Here is a 19,664-nt window from a genome sequence, read left to right on the forward strand (position 1 = left end):
AGTATTTAAGCTAAAAAGTCATTGAACAACAAACGGATAAAAAACTCGGAACCTTCTTCGGGAGGAAGTACGGGGAGAGGCGGCGTCCTTCGAGAGAATCGCGCGTGTGGCTGTTTTTCCAGTTTGAACCAGACGACAAGGGGAGTGAAGAAGTGGACTTTGTTATTGAAATGTTAGGAATCAGGAAGGAATTCTCTGGATTTGTAGCAAATGATAACATTACCTTACAATTAAAGCAGGGAGAAATTCATGCTTTGTTAGGTGAGAATGGCGCAGGAAAATCTACGCTAATGAATGTCTTGTTTGGTCTATATGAACCAGATGGTGGCGAAATTCGTGTTCGTGGTACAAAAGAAAATATTAATAGCCCGAACAAAGCAAATGAGCTTGGAATCGGAATGGTCCATCAGCATTTCATGTTAGTGGATAAATTCACGGTTGCAGAAAACATCATACTTGGTAAAGAGCCAAGTAAACTCGGTGTTATCGAAAAGAAAAAAGCGATTGAAGAAATTAAAGAAATTTCTGATCGTTACGGCTTGCGCGTTGATCCAAATGCAGTTGTACGAGATATTTCAATCGGTATGCAACAACGTGTGGAAATTCTGAAAACACTTTACCGTGGTGCAGATATCTTGATTTTTGATGAACCAACAGCCGTTTTAACACCCCAAGAAATCAAAGAACTAATTCAAATTATGCGTTCTCTTATCAAAGAAGGCAAATCCATCATTTTAATTACACATAAGCTAAAAGAAATCATGGATGTTTGTGACCGAGTAACTGTTATCCGCCGTGGTAAAGGCATGGGTACAGTTAACGTTCCGGAAACAACACCACAAGATTTGGCTAATTTGATGGTTGGACGTGAAGTTGTCTTTACAACAGAGAAAATAGAGGCAACTCCTGGTAAAGACGTACTAGAAGTAAAAGATTTAGTTGTAAAAGAAAGTCGCGGTGTGGAAAGTGTTCGCGGACTTAACTTGACTGTCAGAGCTGGCGAAATTGTCGGAATAGCTGGAGTCGATGGTAATGGCCAAAGTGAACTTATTTCTGCAATTGCAGGTCTTTCTAAAGTAACTAGCGGAAGCATTCTTCTAAACGGTGAACATATTGAAAATAAAAAACCTCGTAAAATTACGGAAGCTGGTTTAGGACACATTCCAGAAGACCGCCATAAACATGGTTTAGTACTCGAAATGTCCCTTGGAGAAAATATTGCTTTACAAACATACTATAAAAAACCTATTTCGAGTGGCGGTTTCATAAATCACAAAGCAATGTACGACTTTGCGCGTGAATTAATTCAAGAATATGATGTTCGTGCAAGTAGCGAATACGTAGCAGCAAAATCACTTTCTGGTGGTAACCAACAAAAAGCGATTATTGCAAGGGAGATACATCGTAATCCAGATTTCTTAATTGCGGCTCAACCAACACGTGGACTAGATGTTGGTGCAATTGAATTCATTCATAGACGCTTGATTGAACAACGAGACAATGGAAAAGCTGTATTACTTATGTCGTTTGAATTAGATGAAATTATGAATGTTAGTGACCGTATCGCGGTTATTTACGAAGGGAAAATCGTTGCTATTGTTGATCCGAAAGAAACAACGGAGCAAGAACTTGGCCTAATGATGGCTGGTTCATCCAAACAGGAAGCGGAAATGGGGGAGAAAGAGCATGTCTAAACGACTTCAAGCATTAGTTATCCCAGTTACAGCCGTTATCCTTGGACTTATCTGTGGTGCGATTATTATGCTTATTTTTGGATATGACCCAATTGCTGGTTATTCAGCTCTGATTCAAGGTGTTATCGGAGAAAATTTCTATATTGGTGAAACTATTCGTCAAGCTACACCGTATATTTTAGTTGGTCTGTCTGTTGCCGTGGCATTTAAAGCTGGACTTTTCAACATCGGTGCAGAAGGTCAAATGCTGATGGGGTGGTTAGGTTCAATCATCATCGCAGTAAACTTTGACGGTTTAACAAAATGGATTCATTTACCACTTGCGATTATTACTGGTATGTTATTCGGTGCGATTTGGGCATTCATTCCAGGTATCTTAAAAGCGACTTTACGTGTAAATGAAGTTATTGTAACGATTATGTTGAATTATACAGCACTTTATATTTTCAACTACGTGGTACAAAACTTACTTACAGATGGTTTAGATAAAACGCAAGAAATTCATGCGTCCGCATCCTTACAATCTGAATTATTACAATCACTTACTGATTACTCCTCCTTGCACTGGGGAATATTGATTGCCCTTGGTTTCGCAATTATTATTTGGATAATGTTAAATAAAACTACTTTCGGTTATGAAATCGAAGCAGTTGGATTTAACGAAAATGCATCACAATATGCTGGTATGAGTGTTAAAAAAACAATCATCTTTTCCATGGTTATCGCCGGAGCGCTTGCTGGTCTTGGTGGCGTAATGGAAGGTCTTGGAACATACGGAACAGCATATGTATTAACTTCTTCTCCTGGAATAGGTTTTGACGGTATTGCCGTTGCATTACTCGGAGGAAGTTCTCCTATTGGGATTGTCTTCTCTGCCATCTTGTTCGGTGCGCTGAAAGTCGGAGCTCTAAACATGCCAGCAGTTGCAGGCGTTCCAAATGAATTGGTCAATGTAATTATCGCTCTGATTATCTTCTTTGTGGCATCCAGCTACATTATCCGCTGGGCGATGGCAAAATTTAAGAAGGGGGCGAAAGCAGAATGACAGCCATTTTAGCGACAATTGTTTCTAGTACACTGCTTATGGCAGGCCCACTAATTTTTACTGCTCTCGGGGGCGTTTATTCAGAACGAGGCGGTGTGGTCAATATTGGACTAGAAGGTATGATGGTTATGGGAGCGTTCTCTGCTATCGTCTTTAACCTTACTTTCCAAGATACTTTCGGCAATTTAACTCCTTGGATATCACTTATCGCGGCGATGGTCGTTGGGGGATTATTCTCTCTTGTACATGCCGTTGCAACAATTAATTTCCGCGCTGACCACGTAATCAGTGGTGTAGCGATTAACTTTTTAGCAACAGGTCTATCTTTATTCCTTGTAAAAGTAATTTACGATAAAGGCCAAACAGACCAAATTAAGTACTACTTTGGTAAACCGGATATTCCTGTTTTGAGTGATATTCCAGTCATTGGTGATATTTTCTTCAAAAACATTCCGGTAATGAGTTATGTAGCGATTATTTTCGCTATTGTTTCTTGGTTTATTATTTACAAAACACGCTTTGGTCTTCGTCTTCGTTCTGTAGGGGAACATCCTCTTGCAGCAGATACAATGGGAATCAAAGTTCGCTGGATGAGATACCAAGGGGTTATCATTTCTGGTATCCTTGGTGGTCTAGGTGGCGCGGTATACGCCCAATCCTTTACACTTGATTTCGGACACGCAACTATTTCCGGTCAAGGTTATATGGCCCTTGCGGCGATGATCTTTGGTAAATGGAACCCACTTGGAGCAATGGGAGCAGCTATCTTCTTCGGATTTGCGCAATGTTTGGCAATTACCGGTGGATCGCTACCATTCTTCAAAGATATTCCAGACGTTTACTTACAAATTGCACCATATGTATTAACTATCCTAGCGCTTGTTGGCTTTATCGGTAAATCCGAAGCACCAAAAGCAGATGGTGTGAACTACATTAAAGGTAAATAATCCGAGTAAACAGCCTAGATTAAATTCTAGGCTGTTTTTTTATGCTAGAAAATTGTGCGTCGCAACAACTTAGGATACAATAGGAAAGTGAGATCATTGCTTGAAAGGAGCATTATAATGACAGACAAAATATTTCAAGAAAAAGTTGGTCCAGCTGCACTGACGATTGTTCCAACTCAAAAATATAAATCCAATAAAATTGTTTTCAAATTTCGCGCTCCATTAGAAAGAGAAACAGTAACTAAACGGGCTTTGCTTTCGATATTATTAGAAACAAATAGTGAAAAATATCCAACTCAAACAGCTTTCAGAAAGCAATTAGCGAATCTTTACGGTGCTAATTTTTATACAACGACAGCTAAAAAAGGCAATGAACACGTATTAACCGTTATTTTCGATATGATTGACGGGCAATATGTATCGGACGGAAATCATATTTTAGAAGATGCTTTCACTTTTATAGAACAAGCATTATTCCATCCAAACGTGGCAAATGGTGCTTTCAATGAAGAAACATTTGCTCGCGAAAAAGAGAACCTGAAAAGTAGTTTAGAAGGTATTTACGATGATAAAATTCGTTTTGCTTCTAAACGACTAGTAGAAGAAATGTTCCGCGATGATGAGTTTCGTTTTGGCTCAGCTGGCGTCTTAGAAGACATTGATGCTATCACAGCGAAAGATTTATATGAATACTACTTACAATTTATTACAAAAGATGCTATCGAAATATTTATTTGTGGCGATGTAACCAAAGAAGAAGTAATGCCCCTTATCGAAAAGATGGCTTTTGCCCCACGTGCTGAACGAAAAGGTGTTTTTTATACAAAAGAAGCTCCAAAAGTAGTACGTACTATTCATGAGCAACAAGCAATTAATCAAGGGAAACTTGTACTTGGTTATCAAACAGAAACCTTATTCGGAGATGATGATTTCGTTGCACTTCAATTAGCGAACGGACTTCTTGGCGGATTTGCTAATTCGAAAATCTTTATCAATGTGCGCGAAAAAGCGAGTCTAGCTTATTATGCATCAAGCCGAATCGATTCTTTCAAAGGTTATATGATTATTTCAGCTGGAATTGATGAAGTAAATTACGAACAAGCGTTAAAAATAATTGAAGAACAAGTAGTCGCGATGAAACAAGGCGATTTTACAGAAGATGAATTAAATCAAACGAAAGAAATGCTTATTAACCAATTGCTTGAAACAAATGATCAAGCGCAAGGTTTGATAGAACTGGTCTATAACAATGTTCTACGTGAAGCAAACTTAGACTTAGAAAATTGGATCGCAAAAATCAAACAAGCAACCAAAGAAGAAGTAGTTGTTGCTATCAATAAAATTAAACCAGATACCATTTATTTCTTAAGTAAGGGAGGAGAAGAACTTCATGGAAAAAATAACATTTGAGCAAGTAAAAGAAGCAGTCTTTCATGAAAAAATGACAAATGGCTTACAAGTGTATCTTCTTCCTAAACAAGGATTTAGTAAAACTTATGCGGTATTCACAACAAATTACGGAGCAATTGATAATAATTTCGTCCCAATTGGTGAAACAGAATTCACGAAAGTGCCAGACGGGATTGCCCATTTCTTAGAACATAAAATGTTTGAAAAAGAAGACGGTGATGTCTTCTTCAAATTTGGCGAAAAAGGTGCTTTTACGAATGCATTTACCTCCTTCACAAAAACAGCTTATCTTTTCTCAAGTACTTCTCGAGTAGAAGAAAACTTGGAAACGCTAATTGACTTTGTACAAGAGCCGTATTTCACAGAAGAAACTGTTGAAAAAGAGAAAGGTATTATCGGGCAAGAAATCAGAATGTATGATGATGATCCTGATTTTCGCGCTTATTTTGGCGTAATCGAAAACATGTACCACAACCATCCTGTCAAAATCGATATTGCTGGAACCGTAGAATCGATTGCTGAAATTAACAAAGATTTACTTTATCTTTGCTATAACACATTCTATCACCCCAGCAACATGGTTCTTTTCGTTGTAGGGAATTTAGAACCAGAACAAATGATGAATCAAATCCGTGCCAATCAAGCGAAAAAAGAATTTGCTGAAGCTGTACCAATCAAACGTCATTTTCCTGAAGAACCAAAAACGGTTTCTATAAAAGAACGTAAAATTCATTTCCCTGTTCAAATCGCTAAGAACCTCGTAGGGATTAAAGAAGATATTGGCTTTTTAGAAGGCCAAGCTGCTATAAAACAAGAAATTATTGGTGATGTAGCCTTGGAAATGCTTTTTGGCACAACATCTGACACTTACTTGAAGTTATACAACGAAGGAATTATTGACGATACATTTGGCTATGATTACACCTTACAAGATAGCTTCTCGTTCGTATTAGTTGGTGGAGACGCCAAAGATCCAGATAAACAAACTGCTAAAATTAAAGAAGCAATTCAGATAGCCGCTAAGAATGGTTTAAGTGAAGCAGATTTAGCATTAGTAAAACGCAAACGAATTGGTCAGTTTTTACGCTCGCTAAATTCACCAGAGTTTATTGCTAATCAATTTAGCCAGTACGTAATGAAATCTGCTTCTTTATTTGATATCTTACCTTTAATGGAAAAAGTTACTTTAGAGGAAGTAAATGCTTTTGTTAAAAACTTGGATGAAGAAGAACGAACAACTAGTTTTCAGCTACTTCCTGAAAAATAAACAAAATTATGTCATTTTTTAGTAGAAAAAATAGCATAAATTCCTGAGTCATGCTATCATAAAAGAAATAGACTGGAAAGGGTTGCCTTTTTTTGGATAAAGAGATAAAATATGCTTTTGTAACAGGGGCTAGCGGGGAGATAGGTCAAGCAATTTGTTTGTCACTTGCGAGAGCTGGTTGGAACTTGTATCTTCACTATCATCAAAATAAACACGCAGTAGAAACATTACTGCCGCAATTACAAGCAGAAGATGTAGACGTTATACTGATTCAAGCTGATTTTGATGATTTAACAAGTTTAACAGAGATGGAGAAGCAAGTTTTTCAGCTAGATGCCTTTATTCATGCAGCAGGGCACGCCCATTATGGTTTATTCCAGGATACTACAGATATAAATATTGCTGAATTATGGAATGTGCATATGTTTATGCCAATGAGATTAATTCGTACTTTTATGCCCAAATTAATGAAAAGTAGCCAAGGAAGAATTATTTTCATTAGTTCTATATGGGGAGAAATTGGTGCATCAATGGAAGTAGCGTATTCAACTGTAAAAGGTGCACAAATAGCCTTTTGCCGTGCGCTAAGTCAAGAGGTAGGGCTTTCTGGAATAACAGTAAATGCCGTTACGCCAGGGGTTGTAGAAACAAAAATGATGGATCAGTTTTCAGACGAGGAGAAAGAAATTCTTCGTCAAGAAATCCCTTTAAATCGTTTTGCCGAGCCAGAAGAAATTGCAGAAACTGTAGAATTTTTGACAAGTAAAAAAGCAAGCTATATCACTGGAGAAGTTTTGCGCTTAAATGGCGGTTGGCTTATGTAATTTTAGTAAAAAATGGAAATTTGAAATTAGTAATGGTAGGTGTTTAATGTTGACAGAACTCGGTGATAAACTGAAACAAGCTAGACGTGAAAAAGGACTCAGTTTAGACGACTTGCAACAAGTAACGAAAATTCAAAAACGTTATTTGGTAGCGATTGAAGAAGGAAACTATGCTGTAATGCCTGGCAAATTTTATGCAAGAGCATTTATTAAACAATACGCAGAGGCAGTTGGGTTAGATAGCGCAACGCTTTTCGATGAGTTTGAAAGTGAAGTTCCTGAAACACCGCAACAAGAAGTAGTAAATAATGAGCCAACACGAGTACAAAGTAAAAGAAATCCTATGCCTGCACAATCTGTGGGCAATCAAGGTAGTGCGCGTAATCGTTTCTTTGATATTTTACCAAAAATCCTCATCGCTTTATTTATTGTTTTCATCCTGTTCATCGTATGGTTTTTCTTGCTAAACAAACAAGACAATTCCACTGAAAAAGTGAAAACAGACACGAATAATCCTACTGTAAAAGTAGAAGATTCAACGAAAAGTAAGGATACAAGTAAAGACACTGAGAAAAAAGATACGACTGCTGGAGAAGATAAATCAACAGAAACAAAGGATAAAAAGGAAGATACAGCCAAAGAAGTTGAAGTGACTAAAGGAGAAACATCCGGTAACGCCACTACGTATACAGTGAAAAATACCGATAAAATGACGCTATCTCTTAGTGCAACTGGTGATTCTTGGATTGGTGTTTCTGATGCAAATGGTAACACAATTCAAAATGTAACGCTATCAACTCAAAATCCGTCAACAGAAATTGATTTAGGTGACAACAAGACAGTTTCGATTGTTATCGGGAACTCTCCGGTTACCACTGTAAAAATCAATGGCAAACAGTTAGAACTTGCACCTGATTTTGTTAAACAAGTATTAACAATTAATTTAGAAGCAAGCGATACTAGCTCAGATACTGAATAATTTGTTTTATATGGCGAAATCTACTCATTAGATTTCGCCAACATTTTTTATAATTACATACTTTTCAAATGTAAAAAAGGAGAGAAAAAGATGAATTTACCTAATAAATTGACGGTTATCCGAATTTTTATGATACCAATTTTTGTCATTCTTTGTGTAGTACCATTTGACTGGGGAAGTGTTACTTGGCTTGATTCCACTATTCCGGTAACTAGTTTAGTAGCAACTATTATTTTCATTGTAGCGGCCCTTACAGACTGGTTTGATGGACATTTAGCTCGTAAGTATAATTTGATTACTAACTTCGGGAAATTCGCTGACCCGATGGCTGATAAACTACTTGTAGCTGCGGCATTTATTATCCTTGTAGAAATGCATATCGCTCCATCTTGGGTAGTTATTCTAATTATCAGCCGAGAATTAGCTGTTACAGGCCTTCGTTTACTTCTAGTAGAAGGCGGAGAAGTCCTTGCAGCTGGTCAACTTGGGAAAATCAAAACGTTCACCCAAATGATTGCTATTCCACTTATGTTATTAAATAACTTCCCATTTGCTTGGACAGGGATCCGCGTAGATTTAGTGTTCTTGTATGTATGTGCATTCTTTGCAGTATGGTCAGGAATCGATTATTTCTATAAAAATCGCGGTGTTTTCAAAGGATCAATGTAATAAATAAAAAAAGCATACCATTGTGTGCTTTTTTTCTATACAAAAATAGAAATGGGGATGACAATAATGGCAAGTGCAGAAATCATTGCAGTAGGAACAGAACTATTACTTGGACAAATTGTTAATGCTAATGCTGCGTTTATTTCTCAAGAATTAGCTGCAGACGGAATATATGTATATCATCACACGGTGGTTGGAGATAATCCAATGCGTTTAAAAGAAGTAATCGAAATTGCTGAAAACCGAAGTGACATTTTAATCTTTACCGGCGGACTTGGACCGACTGAGGATGATATTACGAAACAAATCTTGGCTAATCATCTAGACAAACAATTAGTGGAAGATGAGTACCATATGAATAAAATTAATGAGTATTTTACTTCTAGGAACAGAACTATGACCGAAAATAATAAATTACAAGCAGTTATTATTGAAGGTTCTACCGTATTGAATAATGATTATGGCTTTGCGGCTGGAATGTACTTAAAAGAAAATAATCATACCTACGTTTTGTTACCAGGCCCACCATCTGAAATGAAACCAATGTTTACAAATTATGCTAACCCCTTACTTTTAAGTGAAAGTGGCGAGCAAAACATTTTAGAATCAAAAATTATGCGTTTTTTTGGTATTGGAGAGTCACAATTAGCTACTGATTTAAACGATTTGATTGTCACGCAAGTCAACCCGACGATTGCGACATATGCTGGTGATAATGAAGTCGTGGTTCGTATTACAGCGACAGCTAAAACAAAAGAAGAAGCAAGCAGACTGGTGAAGGATACCGAGGAGGAAGTATTGCGCCGAGATGGTAGCTTTTTATATGGATATGGAGAAGTTTCATTACCTGAATTAGTTACGGCGATGTTGCTTGAAAAAGAGCTAACCATCTCTGCTGCAGAAAGTTTCACTGCTGGTTTGTTCCAAGCAGAAATTGCTCGCTTTCCTGGTATTTCGAAAATATTTAAAGGCGGTATGGTGACATACAGTGAAGAAATAAAACAATCCATATTACAAGTATCTCCCCAAGTAATAAAAGAAAAAGGCGTTGTTAGTGCGGAATGTGCGAAGGAAATGGCTGGAAATGTAAGCCGCCTTTGTAAGACGGATATTGGAATCAGTTTTACAGGTGTTGCAGGCCCTGATAGTTTAGAAGGTCATCCTGCAGGCACTATTTGGATTGGACTGAGCGTTAAAGGTCATGAAGCAGAGGCTTTTCAGTTTGTTTATGGAAGAGATCGAAACCATAATCGCCGTCGTGCAGTAAAACAAGGATTTCAGTTAATTAAACAATTTTTAGACGCGAATTAGTCGCTTTTACTTGAAGAAAAGGAAAAAAATCTGCAAAAAAAGTGGAAATAAGCGATAAAAAAGTATTAGACGAACGCCGGAAATCCCGTTATAATGAGGAAGAAAGCAGCCGGTGCTTACACAAAACAAAAAAATACGAATAAATGTTCGCTTTTTGCTTGCTTCTCACTCTAAAATGCGTTATAGTAATTTTAGGAAAACATTCTGACTGTTTTTTGAGAGAGAAGAAGTAGAAAAACAGCTATTAGGATATTTATTGAAGGAGGCAACAATGTGAATGATCGTCAAGCGGCATTAGACCAAGCTTTAAAACAAATTGAAAAACAATTCGGTAAAGGTTCCATTATGAAATTAGGGGAACATTCAGACCAAAATATATCTACTATTTCTAGTGGCTCATTAGCTTTAGATATTGCTTTAGGAGTCGGCGGATACCCTCGTGGACGTATTATTGAAGTATACGGACCAGAAAGTTCCGGTAAAACAACGGTTGCACTTCATGCTATTGCGGAAGTACAAGCACAAGGCGGAACAGCGGCATTTATCGATGCAGAACACGCTCTAGATCCAGCGTATGCTAAAAATCTTGGTGTAAACATTGATGAATTACTATTATCTCAACCTGATACAGGGGAGCAAGCATTAGAAATTGCAGAAGCGTTAGTTAGAAGTGGTGCTGTAGATATGTTAGTAATTGACTCCGTTGCAGCACTTGTACCACGTGCTGAAATTGAAGGGGAGATGGGTGATGCACACGTTGGGCTACAAGCACGTTTAATGTCCCAAGCATTGCGTAAACTTTCTGGTGTTATTAATAAATCAAAAACCATTGCTATTTTCATTAACCAAATTCGTGAAAAAGTTGGTGTTATGTTTGGGAACCCTGAGATTACACCTGGTGGTCGTGCGCTTAAATTCTATTCGACTGTACGTTTAGAAGTAAGACGTGCAGAACAACTTAAACAAGGTACAGATGTAATGGGTAACAAAACAAAAATCAAAGTTGTGAAAAACAAGGTAGCTCCTCCGTTCCGTATTGCTGAAGTGGACATCATGTACGGTGAAGGTATTTCACGTGAAGGTGAGCTTGTAGATATGGCTGCTGAAGTGGATGTAATCAATAAAAGTGGTTCATGGTATTCTTACAAAGAAGAACGTATCGGCCAAGGTCGTGAAAACGCAAAACAATATCTGAAAGAACATACAGATATTCGTGATGAGATTTCAAAACGTGTTCGTGAAGAGTACGAAATTGACGGAAGCAATAAAGAACCTTTAGATGAAGGCGAAGAAACTTTAAGTTTACTAGATGATGAATAAGTAATGCTTAATACGTGGTAGGAATTTATTTCCTATCACGTATTTTTTACTATTTTAAAAAAACTAAGTAAAATAACCATACATTTCATTCCTTTTCTTGACATTGTATGCTTTGACCTATAAAATTAAGTTGTATATTTTATATTGCTGGGAGACAAGGGGGAAGTTTTTCCTTTTGAAAATCGGCTTCAACTGAATGGGGAGATTAGCACTCGGTTGTTGATGAAAAATACGCATGTGCCAGATTTCTGGCCACCGACATAACAATAACGAAAATTGAATAGCAAAGGAGGTGTAAGGATGACAATCGCAATCACGATCATCTCCAGTTTGCTTTTCTTAATCGTCGGTCTAGTTGTTGGTTCTCTAATTTTTAAATCTAGTACAGAGAAAAAACTGGCTGCTGCAAGGGGGACTGCTGAATTAATTGTAGAGGATGCAAAGAAAGAAGCAGAAACTACAAAAAAAGAAGCATTGCTTGAAGCGAAGGAAGAGAATCATAGGTTACGTACTGAAATCGAAAATGAACTTCGTGGGCGAAGAACAGAGACACAGAAAGCAGAAAATCGCTTATTGCAAAGGGAGGAAAACCTCGACCGTAAAGATACTTCTTTAAGTAAACGAGAAGCTACACTTGAAAGAAAAGAGGAGAGTATCAGTAAACGTCAACAACAAATTGAAGAGAAAGAAAGCAAACTAGCTGAGATGATTCAAGCGGAGCAGACAGAACTCGAAAGAATTTCTGCGCTCAGCAAAGAGGAAGCGAAATCTATCATCCTTAATCAGGTAGAAGATGAATTAACACATGATACAGCAATCATGGTCAAAGAATCAGAAAACCGGGCTAAGGAAGAGTCGGATAAAAAAGCAAAGAATATTCTCTCACTAGCTATCCAGCGTTGTGCAGCTGATCATGTGGCAGAAACAACGGTGTCTGTTGTTACCTTACCAAATGATGAGATGAAAGGTCGGATTATCGGACGTGAAGGCCGTAATATCCGCACGCTTGAGACGTTAACAGGGATTGATTTGATAATTGATGATACACCGGAAGCAGTAATTCTTTCCGGATTTGATCCAATTCGACGTGAAATCGCTAGAATCGCCTTAGAAAAACTTGTTCAAGATGGAAGAATCCATCCAGCTCGAATTGAAGAAATGGTGGACAAAGCCCGTAAAGAGGTGGATGAACACATTCGCGAAGTCGGGGAACAAGCAACATTTGAAGTTGGAATTCATTCCATCCATCCTGATTTGATAAAAATTCTTGGCCGCTTGCGTTACCGTACTAGTTACGGGCAAAACGTTCTTAACCACTCACTCGAAGTTTCGAAACTTGCAGGAATTCTTGCAGGAGAGCTTGGCGAAGACGTTACGCTTGCTAAACGGGCCGGACTGCTTCATGACATTGGTAAAGCAATTGACCATGAAATTGAAGGCAGTCACGTTGAAATCGGCGTGGAACTTGCTACCAAATACAAAGAAAATGATGTGGTAATCAATAGTATTGCTTCCCATCATGGAGATACAGAAGCTACTTCTGTCATCGCAGTATTGGTTGCAGCAGCGGATGCACTTTCTGCTGCAAGACCAGGAGCTCGTAGTGAAACGCTTGAAAATTACATTCGTCGTTTAGAAAAATTAGAAGAAATTTCTGAGTCTTACGATGGTGTAGAAAAATCTTATGCTATCCAAGCAGGACGTGAAGTACGTATCATCGTTGAGCCAGATACAATTGATGATCTTTCTTCCTACCGCCTTGCACGCGACATAAGAAAACGAATTGAAGAGGAGTTAGATTATCCTGGTCACATTAAAGTGACTGTCATTCGTGAAACAAGAGCAGTTGAATACGCTAAATAATAATTAAAAGATACATCGCAAATTTATTTTGCGGTGTATCTTTTTTAATCGGTTGCCTAGCTTGACTAAGAACGGTATAATTAATGGATAAATGAGAGAGGGAGGCGGAGTTTTTGAGTGAGTGGAAAATTTTGCCGATGCAAAAAGAACACTATTCAGGAGTAGCTGCAGTCCATCAAGAGGGCATTGAAACAGGAAACGCTACTTTTCAAGAGAAGACACTATCTCTAGAAGTGTTTAATGAGAAGTACTTAAACAATTGTCGATTAGTTGTTCTTATGAATGGCGAAGTGATTGGCTGGGCAGCGCTGTTACCATTTTCAAGTATGCATGCTTATCGAGGCGTAGCTGAATTAAGCATTTATATAGCAAAAAGCGCCCGTGGAAAAGGCGTTGGAAAAGCACTTATGCATGAACTTATTCAGACAAGTGAGCAGCAAGGTTTTTGGACTTTGCAATCTTTGATTTTTCCAGAAAATAAAGCTAGCATTGCACTCCATCATACATATGGTTTTCAAACTTTATGCATTCATGAAAAATTAGGTGAAATGAACGGGGTATTTCGCGATGTTGCATTATTAGAACGTAGAAGTAATAGAAACGGAGATTAACAAAATGAAAATTTTATTTATTGGTGACGTGGTTGGTTCTATCGGACGCGATGCCATAACAGAATATTTACCACAATTAAAGAAAAAATATAAACCTACTATCACGGTGATTAACGGTGAAAATGCAGCGAGTGGACGTGGGATTACAGAGAAAATTTATAAAGATTTTCTAGAGCTTGGTGCCAATGCTGTAACGCTTGGAAACCATACATGGGATAACCGTGATATTTTCGAATTTATTGACGACGCGAAATATTTAGTGCGTCCAGCAAACTTTCCAGATGATACTACACCTGGAACGGGAATGGTTTTTGTGAAAAGCAATCAGCATGAAATTGCCGTTATCAACATGCAAGGTCGGACTTTTCTAGCAGATTTAGACGATCCATTCCGCAAAATGGACACTTTGATAGAAGAAGCGAAAAAACGTACTAACATTATTTTTGTGGATTTTCATGCAGAAACTACTAGTGAAAAAGAAGCAATGGGTTGGTATTTAGATGGTCGTGTTACAGCTGTTGTTGGTACACATACCCATGTACAAACATCTGATAATCGCATTCTTCCAGAAGGGACAGCTTATCTGACGGATACTGGTATGACTGGTCCATACGATGCTATTCTTGGAATGGAAAAAGAAGCTGTTATTCGTCGTTTTAAAACGGCGTTGCCAACTAGATTCGAAGTTCCAAAAACGGGACGAGCAGTCTTATCTGGCTGTTTAATAACACTTGACGAAAATACTGGAAAAGCACAAAAAATTGACCGAATTCTCATCAATGAAGACCACCCATTTTCCTTTGATTAAGAATGGAGATGAAATTGTGACAGTTTCAAAAGACGAAATAATGAAAAAAGCAACTGAACTTCGTGATGCGCTTCAACAAACGGAAGAAGTATCATTCTACCGCCTTGCCGAGGAAAGAATTAATGCGAATTCTAAAGTAGCAGCGAAGGTTTCTAAAATAAAATTACTTCAAAAAGAAGCAGTAAACTTAGAGCATTATCAAAAACTTGAAGCAATGAAGCAGACGGAAAATCAAATTGATAACGTTCGAGCAGATATTGATTCGCTTCCGATTGTAACGGAATTTAGACGCGCCCAAGAAGATGCAAACGATCTTTTGCAATCAATTACAACAGAAATCACGACAAAAGTAACAACCGAGCTTGAAAAAGAAAATTAACATGTTAAAACTGCCAAAACGCTGGCAGTTTTTTTCTTTTGCGGTCGCAGGAAAATGAAACTTTATGCTATAATGAGAGGATGAAAAAGAAGTAAGGGATGATGAGATAATGACAGAATATACACCAATGATTAAGCAATACTTGGAAATCAAAGACAAATATCAAGATGCTTTCTTATTTTTCCGTTTAGGAGATTTTTATGAAATGTTTTTTGAGGATGCACTGAACGCTTCTCAAATATTAGAAATTACATTAACTGGCCGTGAAGGTGGTACAAAAGAAAAAATACCAATGTGCGGGGTTCCATATCATTCCGCTAGTGGTTATATTGATACGTTAATTGAAAAAGGATATAAAGTAGCTATTTGTGAACAAGTAGAAGACCCTAAAACAACCAAAGGCATGGTGAAACGTGAGGTAGTACAGTTAATTTCACCAGGAACGGTCATGGATGAACGTGGCTTAAAAGCGAAAGAAAATAACTATATCGCTTCTCTTTATTGTTATGAGGGTAAAGAATATGGTTTTGCATATTCTGATTTATCGACAGGAGAATTAAAATCAACCGTTATTGAGGCAAGTGAAGATCGCCTAATAAATGAATTAACAACACTTTCAACGAGAGAATTGATTGTTTCCGCGTCAGAAAAAGATGTGCTTTCAGATGTAATGAAAGAGCAACTCGGTTTAACTTTTTCTGTGCATGAAGAAGATACCATTCCCGCAGAAAACGAAAAATTAGTAACCCGCCATATGTCTCTATCAGAAAAACGAGCTATCGGTAAATTACTACATTATTTAAAAGAGACACAAAAGCGGGATTTGGGTCATTTGCAACAAGCGGTTCACTACGAAACAAGTAACTATATGAAAATGGACTACTATTCTAAACGTAATTTAGAATTAGCAGAGTCTATCCGCGGAAAAGGACGCCAAGGCACTTTGCTTTGGTTGTTAGACAATACGCAAACGGCTATGGGTGGAAGAATGCTTAAGCAGTGGATTGATCGTCCGTTAATCGATCGCAATAAAATTATCGAACGTCAAAATGATGTCAGTGAACTAATGGCGAATTTTTTCGAACGTCTTGAATTAGTAGAAAACTTGAAAAATGTGTATGATTTAGAGCGTTTAGCAGGTCGTGTTGCATACGGAAATGTGAATGCACGTGATTTAATTCAACTGCGTAATTCGCTATATCAAATTCCTCGCATTCGTGCAACGCTTTTATCAATGAACAGCAAAAGCCTAACAGAACTTGCCAATCAATTAGATCCGTGCGAAGAATTAACGGAAAAGTTGGAAGAAGCAATTATGGATTCTGCTCCTATTTCGATTCGGGAAGGCGGGATTATTAAAGACGGTTATAACAGTCAATTAGATACGTATCGCGATGCAAGCCGCAATGGGAAAACGTGGATTGCTGAGTTAGAACGTAAAGAACGTGAACTAACAGGGATTAAAACGATGAAGGTGGGCTTTAACCGCGTTTTTGGCTATTATATTGAAGTTACCCGAGCTAACACACATTTGCTCCCAGAAGGCCGCTACGAGCGTAAGCAGACGCTAACGAATGCGGAACGTTATATCACTCCTGAACTAAAAGAAAAAGAAAAACTCATTTTAGATGCAGAAGAAAAAAGCATGGAGCTCGAATATCAATTATTTACAGAAGTGCGCGAACTAGTAAAAGATTACATAGAACGTTTACAAAAACTCGCGAAGTCTGTTAGTGAAATCGACTGTCTCCAAAGTTTTGCAGATATTAGTGAGAAAAACCATTTCATTCGTCCAACTCTAAGCGAAGATGGTTCTTTGCATGTAAAACAAGGTCGTCACCCTGTTGTAGAAAAAGTGATGGGCGCACAAAGTTATGTAGCAAATGACTGTGATTTAGATCGTAATCGGGAAATCTTACTTATAACGGGTCCTAACATGTCAGGTAAAAGTACGTATATGCGCCAAGTAGCACTAACGGCGATTTGTGCGCAAGTTGGTTGCTTTGTGCCTGCAGAAGAAGCGACGTTACCAATTTTTGACCAAATTTTCACTAGAATTGGTGCAGCAGATGATTTAATTGCTGGCCAAAGTACGTTCATGGTGGAGATGTTAGAAGCAAGGAATGCCATCGTCCACGCAACAAAAGATAGTTTGATTTTATTTGATGAAATTGGTCGTGGAACTGCTACTTATGATGGAATGGCGCTTGCCCAAGCAATCATCGAGTATATCCATGAGAATGTACACGCCAAAACACTTTTCTCCACACATTATCATGAATTAACAGACCTCGAAAAAGAATTACATGGTTTACAAAATATTCATGTCAGTGCTGTGGAAGAAAATGGAAAAGTAGTGTTCCTTCATAAAATTAAAGAAGGACCAGCAGATAAAAGTTATGGTATTCATGTGGCAGAATTAGCAGAACTACCAAAAACTCTAATTGAGCGAGCAAGTCGTATTTTAGAACAACTGGAAAACGACGATAAGAAAATGGTTATTACTAATGACAAACAGCCAGAAGAAATCCATGAGGAAGTGCAACTATCTATGTTCCCGGTAGAGCCGGAGAAAAAAGCTTCTTCTAAAGAAACAAAATTATTAAAAGAAATTGCTTCCATGAACATCATGCAGATGACACCAATGGATGCGATGAATAAGTTATATGAACTTCAAAGTAAAATCCATTAAAATTAAAAAGGCGGGTTATTAAATGGCTAAACATATTGTCGAATTAACGGATGCTTTATCCAATAAAATAGCTGCAGGAGAAGTGGTAGAACGCCCTGCTTCGGTTGTTAAAGAACTAGTAGAGAACGCCATTGATGCAGGTAGCACAGTCATTGACATTTTAGTGGAAGAAGCCGGCTTAAATAAAATTACAATTATAGATAACGGTAGTGGTATTGAAGAAGAAGATGTTGCAACAGCTTTTTTACGTCATGCTACAAGTAAAATTAAAAATGAAGCTGATTTGTTCCGGGTTCATACATTAGGTTTCCGTGGGGAGGCCCTTCCAAGTATCGCCTCAGTTTCTCACTTATCCATGGAAACTTCTACAGGAGAAACAAAAGGTACGACGATTACCTTAGAAGGCGGGAAAATCATTGAGCAAAAAAGTGGTCACGCTAGAAAAGGAACGCAAATCGAAGTATCGCAATTATTCTTCAACACACCGGCGCGGTTAAAATATTTAAAAAGTTTACCCACGGAACTTGGGAATATTACGGATATATTAAACCGATTAGCTTTGGCTCATCCAGATATTAGTTTCCGTTTCTCGCATAATGGAAAACCCTTATTACAAACCAACGGAAATGGGGACTTGCGTCAAGTGATTGCTGCTATTTATGGTGTTTCGATCGCTAGAAAATCAATACCAGTCAAAGCAGAGTCGCTTGATTTTAAGATTTCTGGTTATGCGGTATTACCAGAAGTAAATCGCTCCAACCGTAACTATATTTCAACGATTATAAATGGTCGTTTTATTAAAAATTTCGCACTTGTAAAAGCAATTCAAGAAGGTTACCATACACTGTTACCAATTGGTCGCTTTCCAATCATTGTTTTACAAATCGAAATGGATCCCATTATTGTAGATGTCAACGTGCATCCTGCTAAATTAGAAGTTCGTCTAAGCAAAGAAAAAGAACTAGGACAGCTCATTAGCCAAATGATTAAAGAGGCTTTCCATAAATTGCAATTGATTCCAGACGGAGAAGTTTCTAAAAAACAAAAAGAAGTTCAAAAATCAGAACAAATCCAAATGTCTTTTGAGGAAAACAAACCACCAAAAGAAACGCCAACACTTTTTTCGAAACCGAGCATTCCGGAATATGTTCCTGCTGATTTAGATGCTCCGCGGGAAGACGACTTCATTTTGGAAACAATGCCATCTTATGAGCCAGAACAAGAAGTAGAGCACGCAGAACAACCGAAAGAACGGATTCCTAAAATGTATCCAATCGGTCAAATGCATGCAACCTATATTTTCGCTCAAAATGAAAATGGTTTGTATATTATTGATCAACATGCTGCTCAAGAGCGGATTAAATATGAATTTTATCGCGAAAAAATTGGTGAAGTCAGCCGCGAGTTGCAAGAACTACTTGTTCCAATTGTGCTAGAATTCCCAGCGGATGAGTATGTTCGCTTAGAAGAGCAAAAAGCTAAATTAGAAGAAGTAGGCGTGTTCTTAGAAAACTTCGGACAAAATAGTTTTATCATTCGTGCGCATCCAACCTGGTTTCCAAAAGATCAAGAAGAAGAGATGCTCCGGGAAATTATTGACGAAGCGTTATCTGCACCAAGCATTAGCATTCATAAATTAAGAGAAGATACGGCCATTATGATGAGCTGTAAAAAATCAATTAAAGCCAATCATTATTTGACGACGCAAGATATGGAAGCATTACTTGATACACTAAGAGAGGCAAACGATCCTTTCACTTGTCCCCATGGTCGTCCAGTAATCATTCAATATTCCACATACGAACTAGAAAAAATGTTCAAACGAGTGATGTAAAAGAGGAGGAA

Annotated in this window: 16 protein-coding genes; all 16 read left to right on the forward strand. The window is 37.8% G+C overall.

Features of this window, described 5'->3' with window-relative positions; translation table 11 throughout:
* Positions 1-152: 152 nt before the first annotated feature.
* The 16 genes from HRK21_RS12655 to mutL all read left to right on the forward strand — a co-directional run bounded on the left by HRK21_RS12655 (position 153) and on the right by mutL (position 19,653).
* Positions 153-1,694, forward strand: coding sequence for an ABC transporter ATP-binding protein (locus HRK21_RS12655; RefSeq protein WP_003738899.1), 1,542 nt, complete (start codon positions 153-155; stop codon positions 1,692-1,694).
* The gene (locus HRK21_RS12660) at positions 1,687-2,739 is read left to right on the forward strand and encodes an ABC transporter permease (protein ID WP_003738900.1); all 1,053 of its coding nucleotides are present in this window, start codon (positions 1,687-1,689) and stop codon (positions 2,737-2,739) included. Before HRK21_RS12655 ends, HRK21_RS12660 begins: the two co-directional genes overlap by 8 nt.
* On the forward strand, positions 2,736-3,686 hold the full coding sequence (locus HRK21_RS12665) for an ABC transporter permease (protein WP_003723916.1): 951 nt from the start codon (positions 2,736-2,738) through the stop codon (positions 3,684-3,686). The genes HRK21_RS12660 and HRK21_RS12665 overlap by 4 nt, the downstream gene beginning before the upstream one ends.
* A gap of 117 nt (positions 3,687-3,803) precedes the next feature.
* Positions 3,804-5,096: an EF-P 5-aminopentanol modification-associated protein YfmF gene (gene yfmF / locus HRK21_RS12670; RefSeq protein ID WP_070006663.1), complete on the forward strand. Its 1,293-nt coding sequence runs from the start codon at positions 3,804-3,806 to the stop codon at positions 5,094-5,096.
* On the forward strand, positions 5,077-6,363 hold the full coding sequence (gene yfmH, locus HRK21_RS12675; RefSeq protein WP_069888837.1) for an EF-P 5-aminopentanol modification-associated protein YfmH: 1,287 nt from the start codon (positions 5,077-5,079) through the stop codon (positions 6,361-6,363). The genes yfmF and yfmH overlap by 20 nt, the downstream gene beginning before the upstream one ends.
* 92 nt (positions 6,364-6,455) lie before the next feature.
* A complete protein-coding gene (ymfI, locus tag HRK21_RS12680; protein ID WP_003738904.1) occupies positions 6,456-7,187 on the forward strand; it encodes an elongation factor P 5-aminopentanone reductase in 732 nt (243 codons plus the stop codon).
* Positions 7,188-7,236: 49 nt separating this feature from the next.
* Positions 7,237-8,166, forward strand: coding sequence for a helix-turn-helix domain-containing protein (locus HRK21_RS12685; protein WP_069888891.1), 930 nt, complete (start codon positions 7,237-7,239; stop codon positions 8,164-8,166).
* A gap of 90 nt (positions 8,167-8,256) precedes the next feature.
* On the forward strand, positions 8,257-8,835 hold the full coding sequence (pgsA, locus tag HRK21_RS12690) for a CDP-diacylglycerol--glycerol-3-phosphate 3-phosphatidyltransferase (RefSeq protein WP_003723921.1): 579 nt from the start codon (positions 8,257-8,259) through the stop codon (positions 8,833-8,835).
* Positions 8,836-8,901: 66 nt separating this feature from the next.
* Complete coding sequence (locus tag HRK21_RS12695; protein WP_070006664.1) at positions 8,902-10,146, forward strand: competence/damage-inducible protein A; 1,245 nt, start codon at positions 8,902-8,904, stop codon at positions 10,144-10,146.
* Positions 10,147-10,419: 273 nt separating this feature from the next.
* The gene (gene recA, locus HRK21_RS12700; protein ID WP_003725961.1) at positions 10,420-11,466 is read left to right on the forward strand and encodes a recombinase RecA; all 1,047 of its coding nucleotides are present in this window, start codon (positions 10,420-10,422) and stop codon (positions 11,464-11,466) included.
* A gap of 300 nt (positions 11,467-11,766) precedes the next feature.
* Positions 11,767-13,329, forward strand: a complete 1,563-nt coding sequence (gene rny, locus HRK21_RS12705) for a ribonuclease Y (protein ID WP_003738907.1) — start codon at positions 11,767-11,769, stop codon at positions 13,327-13,329.
* A 113-nt stretch (positions 13,330-13,442) separates the two neighbouring features.
* Positions 13,443-13,940, forward strand: a complete 498-nt coding sequence (locus HRK21_RS12710) for a GNAT family N-acetyltransferase (RefSeq protein ID WP_069888835.1) — start codon at positions 13,443-13,445, stop codon at positions 13,938-13,940.
* 4 nt (positions 13,941-13,944) lie between these two features.
* On the forward strand, positions 13,945-14,748 hold the full coding sequence (locus HRK21_RS12715) for a TIGR00282 family metallophosphoesterase (protein ID WP_003721906.1): 804 nt from the start codon (positions 13,945-13,947) through the stop codon (positions 14,746-14,748).
* 16 nt (positions 14,749-14,764) lie between these two features.
* Entirely contained in the window at positions 14,765-15,127 is a 363-nt protein-coding gene (locus HRK21_RS12720) for a YlbF/YmcA family competence regulator (protein ID WP_003744056.1), read from the forward strand.
* Between the two features lie 109 nt (positions 15,128-15,236).
* Positions 15,237-17,819: a DNA mismatch repair protein MutS gene (gene mutS, locus HRK21_RS12725; RefSeq protein ID WP_070006665.1), complete on the forward strand. Its 2,583-nt coding sequence runs from the start codon at positions 15,237-15,239 to the stop codon at positions 17,817-17,819.
* A gap of 22 nt (positions 17,820-17,841) precedes the next feature.
* The gene (mutL, locus tag HRK21_RS12730) at positions 17,842-19,653 is read left to right on the forward strand and encodes a DNA mismatch repair endonuclease MutL (protein ID WP_069888832.1); all 1,812 of its coding nucleotides are present in this window, start codon (positions 17,842-17,844) and stop codon (positions 19,651-19,653) included.
* Positions 19,654-19,664: the final 11 nt, after the last annotated feature.

The sequence above is a fragment of the Listeria monocytogenes genome, assembly GCF_013282665.1.
Classification (GTDB): domain Bacteria; phylum Bacillota; class Bacilli; order Lactobacillales; family Listeriaceae; genus Listeria; species Listeria monocytogenes_C.